Genomic DNA, 13,470 nt, shown 5'->3' with positions numbered 1-13,470 from the left:
TGGATCGAATGAGCGTGCCGCTCTTACTCCGAGAATGTCGCCAGATAGGCTGCCACGTCCTCGGAACCTTTGCGCAGTTTGAACGTCATCTTGGACCGGCTGCCGAGGAATTCATTGGGATCGGTGACATATTCCGCCAACTTCGCTTGGTCCCAGACTTCGCCAGCTTCTGCCTTGGCTTTCAACCCGTCAGAGTAACGGAAATCCTCAACACTGCCCATCGTGCGACCGATCACACCATACAGGTTTGGGCCGGTCCGACCGCCACGCACGATTGTCTCGTCGTCCGAGGCGATCATGTGGCATGCTTTACACTTGTTGAATTCTTTCTCGCCTTTTGCGGCGTCACCCGCGGCAAAAGCGGGCAGTGCGAGCGCCACAAACGTGGCGGTTGCTGTAATCAGGGACTTCATTAGCTACCTCATTGGCGTTTGGTTGCGTGTTGAGGGTAACCATAGCCCGGCGGTTTTCGCTTGCAACCTCCTATTTTGGTCGCAGGCAGGTTTGCCTCATACAAATGTTCGCGAGAACGTATCCCGCAAGGCGATATCGAGGTCGGTCATTGTCACTGGCAAACCCAGGTCGACAAGGCTGGTGACACCATGCTCAGTGATGCCGCAGGGTACGATACCGGTGAAATGCTCAAGGTTCGGTTCGACATTGATCGAGATGCCATGGAAGCTGACCCATTTTCGGAGGCGAATGCCTATGGCGGCGATCTTGTCTTCGGGCTTTTGCCCGGTTGCAGTCAGCGGCTTGTCTTCCCGCGTGACCCAGACGCCCACGCGTCCTTCGCGGATTTCTCCCTTCACGTTAAAGGTGTCCAGTGTGGCGATCACCCAGGTTTCGAGTTGCTGAACGAACCGGCGCACGTCCCGCCCGCGCCGTCCGACGTCGAGCATGACATATACTACGCGCTGACCTGGGCCATGATAGGTGTATTGTCCGCCGCGCCGTGCCTCGAAAACCGGAAATCGGTCGGGGTCGGTCAGGTCGGCGGGTTTGGCCGAGGTGCCCGCAGTATAGAGCGCAGGGTGTTCCAACAGCCATATCGCCTCTGGCGCGGTGCCGTTTGCGATTCGCGCAACCCGGTCCTCCATCGCCGTGATGGCCTCGGGGTAGGTCACGATTCCGGCGGAGAGATGCCACTCAATGCCGTTATGGTCGCTCGTGATGAGGGTTTCGGGGGTCAAGGCTGGACTCGATGCAAGGTTCGCGAAAATATATGATATGATACCACGATGAATTAAGGGAGATGCGAAATGGTTTCAAAGCGAATTCTTATATTAGCGTTGGCCGCATCCGTGGCCCTGCCGGGAGGCCGGGCTGCGGCCGATTTTGCCGATGGGCTGGTCGGTGGTATTGTCGGCGGCGCGGTCAGCGGCATCATCGTCAATGAGAGCGCGAAAGCGCGAGAGCGAAAGCGCAGCACTACGGTGACCCGCTCTACACCCAAACGAACATACCGTGCGCCCAGCAATTCCGTGGCGCGTCAACAGGTACGTGAAGAGCAGACCGCGCTCAATTATTTTGGCTTCCCTGCGGGCTCGCCCGATGGGGTGCGCGGCCGGAACACGCGCAATGCCACCTCGCAGTTTCAGGCCCACATGGGGTATCCGGCCACGGGGTATCTTGCCGAATACGAGCGGCAGTTCCTGATCAGCTCGTATTATCGCGCGCAGAGCAGCGGGGCGGTAACCGCACAACTGGTCGCGCAGCGTGGCCAAGGGACACGCGGCCTCTTGCACGCCTATCGGGACGAGGCGGCGGGCGTGCCGGCCTATACCGCTGCACCCGCACCCGCTGCACAGACACAGAGAACGTCGCCTGTGATGGCAGCTGTGCCCGAAGCGGCGAAAGTACCGCAGAGCGCCGGCGCATTGCCCAATTTCATGGCCTCTGGCGGTGATGGCCCGTCGCTTGCGTCGCATTGCAATCAGGTCAGCCTCATTACCAACTCCAATGGCGGGTTTGTCACCGAGGCCTCGCTGTCGGACGCCCGCTTTGCTCTGAATGAGCAGTTTTGTCTTGCGCGGACCTATGCGATTGCCGAGGGCGAGACGATGGCCGCGTCGCTCAATGGCGTGACGCCTGAGCAGCTTGAGGAACAATGCCGTGCGTTCGGGCCCGCGATGCGTGACTACGTATCCGCGTTGTCACTGAGCGAGCGGAGCGACGTCATTCAGGACGTGCGCGGTTTCGTTCTGCAATCCGGCCAATCGCCCGCGCAACTGGCGGGTACGGCAAAGATTTGCCTGTCGGTCGGTTATCGAATCGACAACATGAACGTGGCGCTTGGATCCGGCCTGCTGCTGACGGCTCTTGGTGAAGAGGCATATGGCGAGTTGATGGGGCATCATCTCAACGAGGGCTTTGGCACGACACGCCGTGCCGATCTTGCCGTGACATGGTATGAGGGTGCGGTAAACGCGGTGGAAAACGGCGCGCAGGCCGTGTTCGCGCCCGGTGATAGTTCGCGAAATGCGCTTCTTCGCAAGGCAGTGTTTCAATCGCGTGGGGCAAACGCTGCACCGTCACAGGAAACCGTACAACCAGCTTCGACATTGCCGACGTTCTCCCTCGATTGAGGTCGTTTGAGACAGGGCTGTAAAAACCGGAGGGGCAGCGTGTTTTGCCCCTTCACAATCCCCACAAGTTTGCATATACGGCGCGCACCTACCTGATCACGTGCGGTCGTGGCGGAATTGGTAGACGCGCAGCGTTGAGGTCGCTGTGGGGTAACACCCGTGGAAGTTCGAGTCTTCTCGACCGCACCATCATCCAGACATCCTGACGAGAGAGCGTTTCCGCACATGCGGGGCCATGTTGGGTGGCGGGCTGGCATGACTTGAGTCAGCGGCACCTCAAGGCCGGAATGTCCGATTAAAAGGTCGGTGAACTAGCGTCGCAACACCCGGTCGGTCAGGTTCAGCCGGTGGGCGAGAATTGGCCGTATGACACCCTCAAGGTCTGGCTCCCGCGCATTCAATTCCTGCAATTCGTCTAGCCGGTTGGCGGCAATCAGATCAAGCACATCGAGGCGCGGTGTCCCATCCGCATGGCGCGGCAAGCATTTGACCGGCTGCAGGAGATCGGGGCCGGGCTGCGGCGCCAGCTTGGCAAGCGCTGCGGTACCAAGCGACGTCTCGACAAACGCGTAGAGCCCGACACCGTGGGCGGGCAGGGCAAAGGTGCAGATGGCAACGTCACGCACTTGCGGATGCGCCAACAATGCCTTGCGCAGCGCCGGGCCCTCGCGTTCGGCGCGGTCCTCTGTGCCTTCTCCATCTGACCAGTTCATCAGGCGGCGGGTCACAAAATTGTACGCACGCTTTCCGGTTGCCATCCACAGGCGGGCAGGAAGGGACTTGCGTGCAAGCAAGCGGGTCTCAGAGGGTGTTAGCAGATGCGGCGCATACGCTCGCTTCTGCTTGAGAAGGTGTCTCAGATCCTCGCGCGCCATCAGGCGAAAGACGATACCGCGCCGACGATGTGTCGAGGCCAGTTGGAAATCGATCACCGCCGCCAGACCTTCGGGTGTCATCAGCCAGTTCTGTGGTTTGGCAATGTCGTTATGCGTGACCCCCGCCCGCCGCATCTCGCGCAAGAGCCTGCGTGCATCGCGGTACCATGCCGGATCACGCGGTTTGGCTAGATGCAGGGGGGTGCCCTTGGTCCAACTGCGCAAGAGGCCGGTGTTCTGCACGCGGATAAGCAAGGGACAACCCTCGATCCCCTTCACCGCGCGCAGTCCACGCACTTCCTTGCGCGCCAACCACCATGCAATAGGCCGCGCGTACACCGGCACGCCGTCCAGCTTGCGCAGCACCACCGGAAAATCGGGGTAGCCCCTCAATCGGCCGGAGACAGTCTCCGAAAACACGTCTCGTTTGTGGACCGTGCCGGGCAGGAATTCAGCTTTCGCGAGATCGGGGCTGTCGCTCATGAGATCGCGTTTAGTGTGTTTTGGCCACTTGGGAAAGATCACCGCCTCAAAGCCGAACCCACCCCTCCGGGATGAGGTCTGGATTGGAGAGCTTCCCTGTCCCGAACCAGTTTTCAGGTGCGACGATCTGCTTGTCCGGCTTGGCGTTGAGCCATGCGCCCCACCACGAGAATGTCGAATTCGCGATCACGTGATGGGCGCAGCGAGACATGAGATGCAGGTCGAAAATACCGTTGCTCTCGTCGTTGATATCAACAACGATCTGATCTTGCACAAGATTGAGGTTGTCGCGGGCCCATTGCGGGTCATTTGAAAAGATATAGCAGGTCAGCGGGTTTGTGGTCGTTTGTGCGATCTTCGTTATTGCCGCCTCGTAATACGACGGTGGGCAGGCGGCATAGCTGCCTGAGGCCAGATAATCGCCGCGTCGCACATGTACCGAGATGGCGCAGGGGGTCGCATCGATTTGTGCGGCCATTGCTGCATTGGCGGGGTCGAGCGGCGTGGTAAAGACCAGATCGCTGCGCAGGCGATTGCGGATGCGGGTGAAATAGCGTTCGGATTGCCAATAGCCATGCAGATAGGTGCTGTCTGGGCAGCAGAAGAACTCTGGGTTAAACCCCAGGCCGGATTCACGATGGAACCGCGGATTACGGCCAAAGAGGCGCCACAGCCCATAGCGCAGCACACCGTCGGCCTTGGCAGGAGGCAGATGATGCGGGTGCGCCAGCCGCGCATGCGCGAAATGCCCGAAGCAGTCGGCGCGCATGTCTGACAGGTAACGGCTGTCGAGACAAAGCTCAGTGCCCAGATGATCCGCGAGCGCGCGCCCTGCCGCATATTGAAACAGCTGATTGCCCGCTCCGCCAAAAAGACGTGTCGTGATCATGCAAGCCCCCCCTCTTCGGGGGCCGCGCTATGGCGAGAGGCGCGCGCCACGCCCCGGCGAAAACCAAGCCGTGCCCATTCGCGCGCAAGCCTCGCCAGCGGCGTTTTGCGCGAGCTTCCCTGAATGGTCGACCCATCCAGATGTTCGGCGATATCCCTGACCCCTGATGGCAGGATCGTGGCGGGCCGTAGGCCCGTATGCCAATGGCTCTGCACGAAAGTATCGACGGGGCGGTCAAAACTCTCGGTGAGGCGCAGGAGATGTGCTGCGGCATTTTGGCTGACCATTTGCGCCGTGGTGCGTAGCCCGCCCACGCGCGGCAGGCTGAGGACGCAAGCCCCGTTCATGTCAATCAGCCGTGCCGGCCCTTTGTTCGGCCGTGTCTGGAACTGTATGTAGCCAAGGTGCGCGATATTGCTCCGGGCGAGATCACGCGCCAGGGCAAAAAAAACCGGGTCCAGCGTGGCGTCGTCTTCGAGGATCAACCCGTAATCCAGCTTCCGCCGGACGATTTCCGCCCATATCTGACGATGGCTGAGAAAGCAGCCGATCTCTCCGGTCTTGAGCGCGAATGGATAGTCCGGCGCAAGGAGCCCTGCGCCGACGCAGGAGGCAAGTTCGGTCGAGGATAGACCGGCACCGTCGACTGCGGGCCAGATTTCGCCATCCAGCCCGCAGGTTTCAAGAATGGAGCGTGCGTTTTCCCGCCGCGCGGAGGCGCGCAGCAAATGAAGAACGAACGCGCGCCCGCCCATATGCTCAGGCGTCCGGTGTCCAGCCCGAGACGGCCTTGACCTCAAGAAAGTCCTCTATGCCCCATTTGCCGCCTTCGCGCCCATGGCCCGATTGCTTCATCCCGCCAAAGGGCGAGCCCGCGCCGCGCGATTGCCCGTTCATCTCGACCATGCCCGAACGAAGTGCGCGAGCCAACCGGTTGGCCCGTGCCGGATCGCCTGTTTGAACGTAATTGGTGAGACCATAAGGGGTGTCATTGGTGATCGCGATGCTGTCTTCTTCGGTGTCGAAGGGGATGATCGACAGGACCGGTCCAAAAATCTCCTCGCGGGCTATCGTCATGTCATTGGTGACATCGGCAAAAACCGTGGGGCGGACATAAAACCCCTTGTTGAAGCCTTCGGGCCGTCCTGTGCCACCTGCAACCAGCCGCGCGCCTTCGTCGATCCCCTGCTGGATAAGATCCTGGATCTTGTTGAACTGCACCTCGTTGACGACCGGTCCGATATGCCGCCCTTGCTCGTGCGCCGGGCCTACGGCGATTGTGTTCGCGGTTTCTGCGGCAATCTCGATAGCTTGATCGTAGATCTCGCGCTGTACCAGCATACGGGTCGGTGCATTGCACGATTGTCCAGTGTTGTTCATGCAGCGGATGACACCGCGTTTGACCGACTTTTCGTCGGCATCTGCAAAGATCAGGTTGGCACCCTTGCCGCCCAACTCAAGGCTCACGCGCTTGAGCGTGTCGGCGGCTGATTTCGAGATAAGCCGCCCTGCACGCGACGAGCCGGTAAAGCTGATCATGTCCACATCGGGATGAGCTGTGAGTTGGCTGCCGACCCCCGCGCCATCGCCATTGACGAGGTTGAAAATGCCCTTGGGCAAGCCCGCCGCATCTATGATCTCGGCGAAAATGACGGCATTGAGCGGCGATTCTTCGGACGGTTTCAAGACCATCGTGCACCCCGCGACCAAGCCTGCGATCACCTTGAGCGTGATCTGGTTCATCGGCCAGTTCCACGGTGTGATCATGCCGACGACACCCACTGCCTCGTGAATGATACGGTCATTGGGCGCATGATCGCCCAGAGGCGCGTCAAACTGAAACTCTCGCGCGGCCTTGATGAAGTTGGAAATGTGCCAGATCCCCGCGCCGACCTGCTGTTCGCGGGACATGTCGATAGGCGCACCCATTTCGAGACTGATCGCCTGAGCCAGATCCTCACTGCGCGTCTTGTAGACGTCGAGGATTTTCTCTGCATAGGCAATGCGTTCTGCCGCTGGCGTTGTCATCCATGCCGGGAACGCCGCCTTGGCAGCCGCGACAGCGGCATCGGTATCGGCCTGACCGCCCATCGAGATCACGGCGCAGGGCTCTTCGGTCGATGGGTTGATGACGGTGTGATCTTTCGCGGCTTGGGGGTTGACCCAATCGCCATTGATGTAGAACTGACGTTTATCGATCATGGTGTTGACCTCCGATGATTTGGCGGCACTGTGTCAGGGGCGATGCCGACCTGCAAGGTTGGAAATCGGGCGTCACGTGGGGATTTGATCAAATCTCAACGAGATGCTGCAACAACTTGGAAAGGATCCTGCAATGGGACTTCGTATCAATGATGTTATTCCGGATCTCACGGTCGAGACGGATCTGGGCAAGATTTCACTGCATGACTGGATCGGTGACAGCTGGGCTATTCTATTCTCTCACCCCAAAGATTTCACGCCTGTCTGCACCACCGAGTTCGGAGCGGTGGCGCGGCTGAATGACGAATGGGAAAGGCGCGGCTGCAAGGTGATCGGTGTCTCGGTCGATGGCGTCGAGGATCACCGCAAATGGAAGGGTGATATCGAAACCGTCTGCGGGTCTGCGCCCGGCTTTCCGATTATCGCGGATGACGGGCTCGAGGTGTCGAAAGCCTTCGACATGCTGCCGGCCGAGGCCTATCTGCCCGATGGCCGCACGCCCAATGACAGCGCCACCGTACGCTCGGTCTTTATCATCGGACCGGACAAGCAATTGAAGCTGAACATGACCTATCCGATGACCGTTGGCCGCAATTTCGCCGAGGTCCTGCGCGCACTCGATGCGCTTCAGACCACCGCGAAACATGGCGTTGCAACGCCGGCGGACTGGGCTGTCGGGCAGGATGTGATCATCCCCGCCTCGCTCAGTGATGCGGATGCCGAGGCCAAGTTCGGTAGCTTCGACAAAGTGCTTCCTTACTTGCGCAAGACCAGCCTCAAGGTCTGAGACGAGCTCGGAGATTTCGCCAATAGCCTCCCGTCCTTTGGGGCGGGGGGCTTATTCCAGCGTGGCGATGGTGGCGCGCAAGGTCGCGATACCTTCACCCTTTTCGCTGGATGTCACGATCAATTCGGGAAAGGCTGCCGGATGCGGGGCAAGCCGCGCGCGGACCTGATCGAGCACCTTGTCGCGTTCGTCTGTCTTGATCTTGTCGGTCTTGGTCAGGACGCATTGAAACGTGACCGCCGCGCTGTCAAGAAGAGACATGATCTCTTCGTCAACCGGCTTGATACCATGCCGTGCATCGACCAGAACAAACGCCCGCCTCAGGGTTTGGCGACCGGACAGGTACTGCTTTAGCAAGGCCTGCCACTTCTGCACGACGTCGAGCGGCGCATTGGCGAAACCATAGCCGGGCAAATCGACGAGGTAGCGGCTCTCTCCCAAGGTGAAATAGTTGATTTCTTGCGTGCGCCCGGGCGTGTTCGAGGCGCGCGCGAGCGCCTTGCGTCCTGTGAGCGCGTTGATCAGGGTCGATTTTCCGACGTTCGACCGGCCAGCAAAACAGACTTCGAGACGATCGGCGTCCGGCAGGCCGGACATGGCCACGACCCCTTTGACAAAATCCACAGGGCCCGCGAAGAGCTTGCGACCAAACTCTGAGGTCGCGTGGTCAGGCGCATCCGCAACGGGAAATGGCAGTTGCATCACAAGACCTCTATTCTGTCACCTGCACTGATCGTGCCGGTCTTTGTGACTTCGGCATAGATGCCAAAATCTTGATGGTTCCAGTTCGCGTTGAGCGCGCCGAGCGTGTCGAGATCGCGTGCGCCCGTTTCGGGATTGGCAGTGGTCGCCATACAGCGCTTGATCGGTTCGCGTATGCGCAATTCCGCATCGCCAATCCGCACCGTCTTGTCGATAAGGTCGAATTCGCTCCATGGGGCGAGGCCTTCCAGATGGATATTGCAGCGCCACCGCAGCGGCGAGATTTCAGCGTCCATTCTGCTTGCGAGATCAGCGTTCGAGGCAAGGTTCAGCAGGCTGACCGACGGGTAGTCCGTATCGGTCAGGCCCCGCCCGTCGAGCCGATAAAGCCGCACCGATTGCGCGCGGTTCACAGGCATGAGCGGGCGCACCCAATCGAGAAACGCTTGCTGTTCGGTATCCGGATCGAAGGTCAGATCGGGGCGCTCGGGATGGGTGAGGGTCAGGGTGCGCTGCGCTTCGTTCACGGTCGCGTTGATCGCCATCAGCGCGGCGACCTTGGACCCGATAGAGAAATTGGCAGAGGGCGCCCACTCTCCCTCGGTCAGCCGTGCCCTCTCGTGTGCCACGGCCCAACGCCTGTCCCAAGGCATCGCCTCGCCCTTGGTCAGGATCGCTCTTGTCAGCGCCTCGCGCCCGTGCCCCTTGATGGGGTGTCGCCAGAGAGCGCTGACCTGTGCCATTACTTCTTCTTGCCGGTGTCGGGCGCTGTCTTGTCGCGCTTGAAGCTTGACACGATGTTGCCAAACACATCGGGTTTGTAGCCTTGGCTGCGCATGATCAGGTATTGCTGCGTAAAGGTAATCACGTTGTTCGCGATCCAGTAGACCACAAGGCCGCTGGCAAAGCTGCCCAACATGAACATGAACACCCAGGGCATCCACGCAAAGATCATCTTCTGTGTCGGATCGGTGGGCGACGGGTTGAGCTTTTGCTGCAGCCACATCGACACGCCAAGGCAAAGCGGAAGGATGCCGATAAAGATCAACGCGAGGACCGAGCCCGGCTCCGGTGCCGCCCAGGGGAAGATGCCCCAGAGATTGTAGAGCGACGACGGATCCGGCGCCGACAGGTCGTTGATCCAGCCGATCCACGGCGCGTGCCGCAGTTCCAGCGTGACGAAGATCACCTTGTAGAGCGAGAAGAAGATCGGGATCTGCAACAGGATCGGCAGACAGCCCGAGGCCGGGTTGACCTTTTCCTTCTTGTAGAGCGCCATCATCTCCTGCTGTAGCTTCTGCCGATCGTCACCGGCGCTTTCCTTGATCTTCTCCATCTCCGGCTGAAGCTCTTTCATCTTCGCCATCGAGACGTAGGATTTATAGGCCAGCGGCAGCACCAGCGCCTTGATCAGCAGCGTCAGGCCTATGATGGCCCAGCCCATATTGCCGATCATGGCGTTCAACCAGTGCAGCACCGCGAAGATCGGCTTGGTCAGGAAGAAGAACCAACCCCAGTCGATTGAGTCCAGAAACCGGTCTACACCCTGCTCATTTTGATAGCCTCGGATCGCTGCCCATTCCTTGGCCCCCGCAAACAGTCGACTTTTCGATGCAACCGTCTGTCCCGGTTCGACGGTTTGGGTCGATTGAACCGTTTCAGTTTGATAGATGCCGCGTTGCGGATCGTATTTGCTGACCGATTTGAAGGGTGCGTCAGATTCCGGTATCAGCGTTGTCATCCAGTAGTGGTCGGTAAATCCGATCCAGCCGGTTTCGCTGACCTGTGTGACCGCGGCCGGCGCGCCTTCTCGCGGGTTGAATTCGTAATCCTGCACATCGTCATAGTCGATCTCGGACAGGGTGCCGTCGGCCATGCCAACGATGCCCTCGTGGAGGATAAAGAAATTCTTCAGATCTTCGGGCAGACCATGGCGGGCGAGAATGCCATATGGGGCGAGGCTGACAGCGGATCCAGTGGTGTTTTCAACCGACTGGTTGACAGAGAACATGAAATCCTCGTCAACGCTGAGCTCGCGGCGAAACACAAGGCCGTTTCCATTGTCCCAGACAAGGGTGACAGGAGAGGTCGGCGTGAGCACCTCGCCGCTCTCGATGTCCCACAGCGTGTTCGCGCCCGGAACGCTTTCGCTAGTCAGGCCGGCGCCAGGCGCCCAGCCATACAGCGCGTAATAGGGCGTGTCGCTTCCGACCGGCGCGAGCAACTGGACGATATCAGACGCCGGGTCGATCGTCTCGCGGTAGTTTTTCAGGAAGAGGTCGTCGATTCGTCCCCCCTGCAAAGAGATCGTGCCTTGCAGGCTGGGCGTGTCAATTTCGAGGCGAGGCGCATCCGGTTCTGTCGCAGGTGTTGCGGTCTGGCCTGATGTGGTGGCGTCAGCGCTTTCGCCCTCGGTCGTGCCAGCGACCGGGGCTGTCGTCCCCTCGGAGACGCTCTGCGCGGGCGCGTTGGGATCGACCGGCGGCGCCTCCGGTGGCGGAAACATGACGAACCAGACCAGGATCACGAGGAAACTGAGCGCCGTTGCCAGGATTAGGTTCTTGTTCTGATCATCCATCGCCGATGGCCATCCGTCTGTTGCAATTCAGGGCGGTTCAACAGAGTGCAGGCCCAAAGGTCAAGCGGAAACCGGGGTTTTGGTGTGGATGCGCGGGGATTCATCGCAGTCGTGGCCCGACGAGACCCCGAACCGGGAGGGCGAGACCAGCCTGTCTTGAGGCGCCGCAATCCAGACCGAGCCGGAGCATCGCGAGGGCCGCTGCTGACATGAATGCAATTGCCTGCGGTCCGCGATCGCCCTCTGACAGACCTGTGTTTCGCCCTGACGAAAACCCGCAATCTGTCAGTCAGCCTATCGTCAAGGGATTAACGGAGTTTGGGCAAGCCTTCGGGAATTCCGTCGGATTTTACGGGCTCCGTGCTCAACCCCGCGAAATCGAACAGCTTCGGGTCGAGCAGATGCGAGGGCCGCGCGTTCATCAGCGCGCGGAACATCACCTGACGGCGACCCGGTGAATTGGCCTCCCAACCGTCGAGGATCTGCTTGACCTGCTGGCGCTGCAACCCGTCCTGAGACCCGCACAGATCGCAGGGGATGATCGGGTAATTCATCGCCCGCGCGAAGCGCTCGCAATCGGCCTCGGCGACATGGGCGAGGGGGCGGTAGAGGAAGAGATCGCCCTCTTCGTTCACCAGCTTGGGCGGCATCGTCGCCAGCCGCCCGCCGTGAAAGAGGTTCATGAAGAAGGTTTCCAGAATATCGTCGCGGTGATGGCCCAGAACCACCGCCGTGCACCCCTCCTGGCGCGCGATGCGGTAGAGGTTGCCCCGGCGCAGCCGCGAGCAAAGCGCGCAATAGGTGCGCCCCTGCGGCACCTTGTCGACGACGATGGAATAGGTGTCCTGATACTCGATCCGGTGCGGCACGCCACGCTCTTTCAGGAACTCGGGCAGGACGGTGGCGGGAAAGCCGGGCTGCCCCTGATCGAGATTGCAGGCCAGCAACTCCACCGGCAAGAGGCCGCGCCATTGCAGCTCATGCAGCACGGCCAAGAGCGTATAACTGTCCTTGCCGCCCGAGAGACAGACCAGCCATTTGCCGCCCGGCTCGACCATGCCGTACTGCTCCACCGCCTCGCGCGTGTGCCGCACGATGCGCTTGCGCAGCTTGCGAAACTCGGTGTTGGCGGGGGCCCCGTGAAAGAGCGGATGGATATCGTCGGTCTCGTCAAGCATGGGCTGGCTTTAGGGGTTTTGCGGGAGGCAGGCAAGGGCGCTGATAGGGCCTGTCAAGCGTGCGGTGGGGTAAGGATTGGGCGTGCGGTGGGGGGCGACGCGTGCGGCGGCGCGGGGGGCAGATGTACAACTCGGGCGCTGAATGTCATATTCGGGGGGTGGGTAGAGTGGAGTAGGCATAGGTGAACTCACCGGTTCTCAGAAAAGGCTTTCAAGTGCTGACACGACGAGTTTTTTCTCGGCTGATGTTAGAACGCCCGTTGTTCCGGCAAAAGCCGCAAGTTCGCCAGCGATATGCCCATCGATGGCGCCGGTTTTCATTGCTCCAAATGTCTCTAACCGCCGGTTTCCCATTCGAACAACCGCTGAAAATGATACTACTGTATACCCCGTCGGCGAGGTGGGGAGCCCCGGGATTTGTCCATCTTCCATTATACAATCACCGCGAAACCCCGGTTTCGAATTGAGAAAAAGAAACGCTAGAAGTGGACCGTTCTCATCCTTTCCGAGGCAGAGGTGAAACTTTTCCTTTCCAGCCGTGGGACTGTGAAAACGAACCACATCTCCAGCTTTAAACATACGGGGAATATTCAGCTAGAATTTCTGCTTGCTCGAAGTTTGGCTCATCAAAGAGTAAACCGAGTTTCATGTCGTATGCAGCTTTGCCGCCATCTTCGCGCCAAGCATCAATGTAGGCCTGATCTTCGTGTGTAAGCCTGCGTATCTGACTAAAGCCAAGGCTCAACACCATCCCTAGTGCATCGTCAAGCGCTTCAATGTCGCTTAGGGACAGATAGTTTTCTTCGTTCACTGTCTCTTTAAGTGGAAAGAAGTGTTTTTTGCTTCCACCTGCATGGACCGCTTTCCATGGAAGCTGACTGATCTTGTGATCACGAAGCGACTTAACATTGGCTTTCAAAAGATCATAGGCCAGCGACGGCACAGGCCCGTGTTTCATGGCCGTGTAATTATCATAGGTGATGGGCCGTCCCCACTCATTAAGGTGCGATCTGTCGGCCAAAAACAACGTCTTTACAAGGTCGTATTGGGAAACGTCACGCTTCCGGTCTCTGGCTTCCTTGATCACGTGACACAGCGCAGCCAAAATGCGATCTACGTTCGGCTTCATGTGAACATATTCTGAGACAGTGTTTTGCATGTCTAATGGCCCCTATACTGCACCTATAT

General features: G+C 59.5%; 14 protein-coding genes and 1 tRNA gene. 3 read left to right on the top strand and 12 right to left on the bottom strand.

From position 1 onward, the window contains the following. Nucleotides 1-23: 23 nt before the first annotated feature. Entirely contained in the window at nt 24-413 is a 390-nt protein-coding gene (locus Q0X85_RS01455) for a c-type cytochrome (protein ID WP_297768026.1), read from the bottom strand. Nucleotides 414-509: 96 nt separating this feature from the next. Next, nucleotides 510-1,193 carry a lipoyl(octanoyl) transferase LipB gene (lipB, locus tag Q0X85_RS01450; RefSeq protein WP_297768023.1) on the bottom strand — a complete coding sequence of 228 codons (684 nt, stop codon included), beginning with the start codon at nt 1,191-1,193 and terminating at the stop codon, nt 510-512. Between the two features lie 69 nt (nt 1,194-1,262). Between lipB and Q0X85_RS01445 the strand changes: the two genes are divergently transcribed. Both Q0X85_RS01445 and Q0X85_RS01440 read left to right on the top strand, forming a co-directional pair. Continuing rightward, nucleotides 1,263-2,588: a peptidoglycan-binding domain-containing protein gene (locus tag Q0X85_RS01445; RefSeq protein WP_297768021.1), complete on the top strand. Its 1,326-nt coding sequence runs from the start codon at nt 1,263-1,265 to the stop codon at nt 2,586-2,588. 102 nt (nt 2,589-2,690) lie between these two features. Then, a tRNA-Leu gene (locus Q0X85_RS01440) sits at nt 2,691-2,777 on the top strand. Nucleotides 2,778-2,899: 122 nt separating this feature from the next. Here Q0X85_RS01440 and Q0X85_RS01435 read toward each other — a convergent pair. Genes Q0X85_RS01435 through Q0X85_RS01420 form a run of 4 tightly spaced genes read right to left on the bottom strand, consistent with a single transcriptional unit; the run spans nt 2,900 to nt 7,037 of the window. Beyond that, complete coding sequence (locus Q0X85_RS01435) at nt 2,900-3,946, bottom strand: phosphotransferase (protein WP_297768018.1); 1,047 nt, start codon at nt 3,944-3,946, stop codon at nt 2,900-2,902. Nucleotides 3,947-3,992: 46 nt separating this feature from the next. Then, entirely contained in the window at nt 3,993-4,835 is an 843-nt protein-coding gene (locus Q0X85_RS01430; RefSeq protein WP_297768016.1) for an alpha-1,2-fucosyltransferase, read from the bottom strand. After that, a complete protein-coding gene (locus Q0X85_RS01425) occupies nt 4,832-5,590 on the bottom strand; it encodes a glycosyltransferase family 25 protein (protein WP_297768012.1) in 759 nt (252 codons plus the stop codon). The genes Q0X85_RS01430 and Q0X85_RS01425 overlap by 4 nt, the downstream gene beginning before the upstream one ends. 4 nt (nt 5,591-5,594) lie before the next feature. Then, complete coding sequence (locus tag Q0X85_RS01420) at nt 5,595-7,037, bottom strand: aldehyde dehydrogenase family protein (RefSeq protein WP_297768009.1); 1,443 nt, start codon at nt 7,035-7,037, stop codon at nt 5,595-5,597. 133 nt (nt 7,038-7,170) lie between these two features. Here Q0X85_RS01420 and Q0X85_RS01415 point away from each other — a divergent pair, with 133 nt between their 5' ends. Then, nucleotides 7,171-7,824, top strand: a complete 654-nt coding sequence (locus Q0X85_RS01415; protein WP_297768007.1) for a peroxiredoxin — start codon at nt 7,171-7,173, stop codon at nt 7,822-7,824. Between the two features lie 51 nt (nt 7,825-7,875). Here Q0X85_RS01415 and yihA read toward each other — a convergent pair whose 3' ends face one another. The 6 genes from yihA to Q0X85_RS01385 form a co-directional block, all read right to left on the bottom strand. Further along, nucleotides 7,876-8,526: a ribosome biogenesis GTP-binding protein YihA/YsxC gene (gene yihA, locus Q0X85_RS01410; protein WP_297768005.1), complete on the bottom strand. Its 651-nt coding sequence runs from the start codon at nt 8,524-8,526 to the stop codon at nt 7,876-7,878. After that, on the bottom strand, nt 8,526-9,269 hold the full coding sequence (locus tag Q0X85_RS01405) for an MOSC domain-containing protein (protein WP_297768003.1): 744 nt from the start codon (nt 9,267-9,269) through the stop codon (nt 8,526-8,528). The genes yihA and Q0X85_RS01405 overlap by 1 nt, the downstream gene beginning before the upstream one ends. Next, nucleotides 9,269-11,104 carry a membrane protein insertase YidC gene (yidC, locus tag Q0X85_RS01400; protein WP_297768000.1) on the bottom strand — a complete coding sequence of 612 codons (1,836 nt, stop codon included), beginning with the start codon at nt 11,102-11,104 and terminating at the stop codon, nt 9,269-9,271. The genes Q0X85_RS01405 and yidC overlap by 1 nt, the downstream gene beginning before the upstream one ends. Before the next feature lie 308 nt (nt 11,105-11,412). Next, nucleotides 11,413-12,282: a tRNA 2-thiocytidine(32) synthetase TtcA gene (gene ttcA / locus Q0X85_RS01395; protein ID WP_297767999.1), complete on the bottom strand. Its 870-nt coding sequence runs from the start codon at nt 12,280-12,282 to the stop codon at nt 11,413-11,415. A 198-nt stretch (nt 12,283-12,480) separates the two neighbouring features. Beyond that, complete coding sequence (locus Q0X85_RS01390; protein WP_297767996.1) at nt 12,481-12,603, bottom strand: hypothetical protein; 123 nt, start codon at nt 12,601-12,603, stop codon at nt 12,481-12,483. Between the two features lie 250 nt (nt 12,604-12,853). Next, nucleotides 12,854-13,411, bottom strand: coding sequence for a Panacea domain-containing protein (locus tag Q0X85_RS01385; protein WP_297767993.1), 558 nt, complete (start codon nt 13,409-13,411; stop codon nt 12,854-12,856). Nucleotides 13,412-13,470: the final 59 nt, after the last annotated feature.

Source organism: uncultured Roseovarius sp., from assembly GCF_947259555.1.
Lineage (GTDB): Bacteria > Pseudomonadota > Alphaproteobacteria > Rhodobacterales > Rhodobacteraceae > Roseovarius.
The sequence above is the reverse complement of the archived record's forward strand: the minus strand, read 5'-3'. Positions and strand labels throughout refer to the sequence as shown.

Excerpts from the sequence above, each read along its gene's own strand:
- Q0X85_RS01455 (WP_297768026.1), bottom strand. The coding sequence starts at position 413 with ATGAAGTCCCTGATTACAGCAACCGCCACGTTTGTGGCGCTCGCACTG.
- Q0X85_RS01445 (WP_297768021.1), top strand. The coding sequence starts at position 1,263 with ATGGTTTCAAAGCGAATTCTTATATTAGCGTTGGCCGCATCCGTGGCC.
- Q0X85_RS01435 (WP_297768018.1), bottom strand. The coding sequence starts at position 3,946 with ATGAGCGACAGCCCCGATCTCGCGAAAGCTGAATTCCTGCCCGGCACG.
- Q0X85_RS01430 (WP_297768016.1), bottom strand. The coding sequence starts at position 4,835 with ATGATCACGACACGTCTTTTTGGCGGAGCGGGCAATCAGCTGTTTCAA.
- Q0X85_RS01425 (WP_297768012.1), bottom strand. The coding sequence starts at position 5,590 with ATGGGCGGGCGCGCGTTCGTTCTTCATTTGCTGCGCGCCTCCGCGCGG.
- Q0X85_RS01420 (WP_297768009.1), bottom strand. The coding sequence starts at position 7,037 with ATGATCGATAAACGTCAGTTCTACATCAATGGCGATTGGGTCAACCCC.
- Q0X85_RS01415 (WP_297768007.1), top strand. The coding sequence starts at position 7,171 with ATGGGACTTCGTATCAATGATGTTATTCCGGATCTCACGGTCGAGACG.
- yihA (WP_297768005.1), bottom strand. The coding sequence starts at position 8,526 with ATGCAACTGCCATTTCCCGTTGCGGATGCGCCTGACCACGCGACCTCA.
- Q0X85_RS01405 (WP_297768003.1), bottom strand. The coding sequence starts at position 9,269 with ATGGCACAGGTCAGCGCTCTCTGGCGACACCCCATCAAGGGGCACGGG.
- yidC (WP_297768000.1), bottom strand. The coding sequence starts at position 11,104 with ATGGATGATCAGAACAAGAACCTAATCCTGGCAACGGCGCTCAGTTTC.
- ttcA (WP_297767999.1), bottom strand. The coding sequence starts at position 12,282 with ATGCTTGACGAGACCGACGATATCCATCCGCTCTTTCACGGGGCCCCC.
- Q0X85_RS01390 (WP_297767996.1), bottom strand. The coding sequence starts at position 12,603 with ATGAAAACCGGCGCCATCGATGGGCATATCGCTGGCGAACTTGCGGCT.
- Q0X85_RS01385 (WP_297767993.1), bottom strand. The coding sequence starts at position 13,411 with ATGAAGCCGAACGTAGATCGCATTTTGGCTGCGCTGTGTCACGTGATC.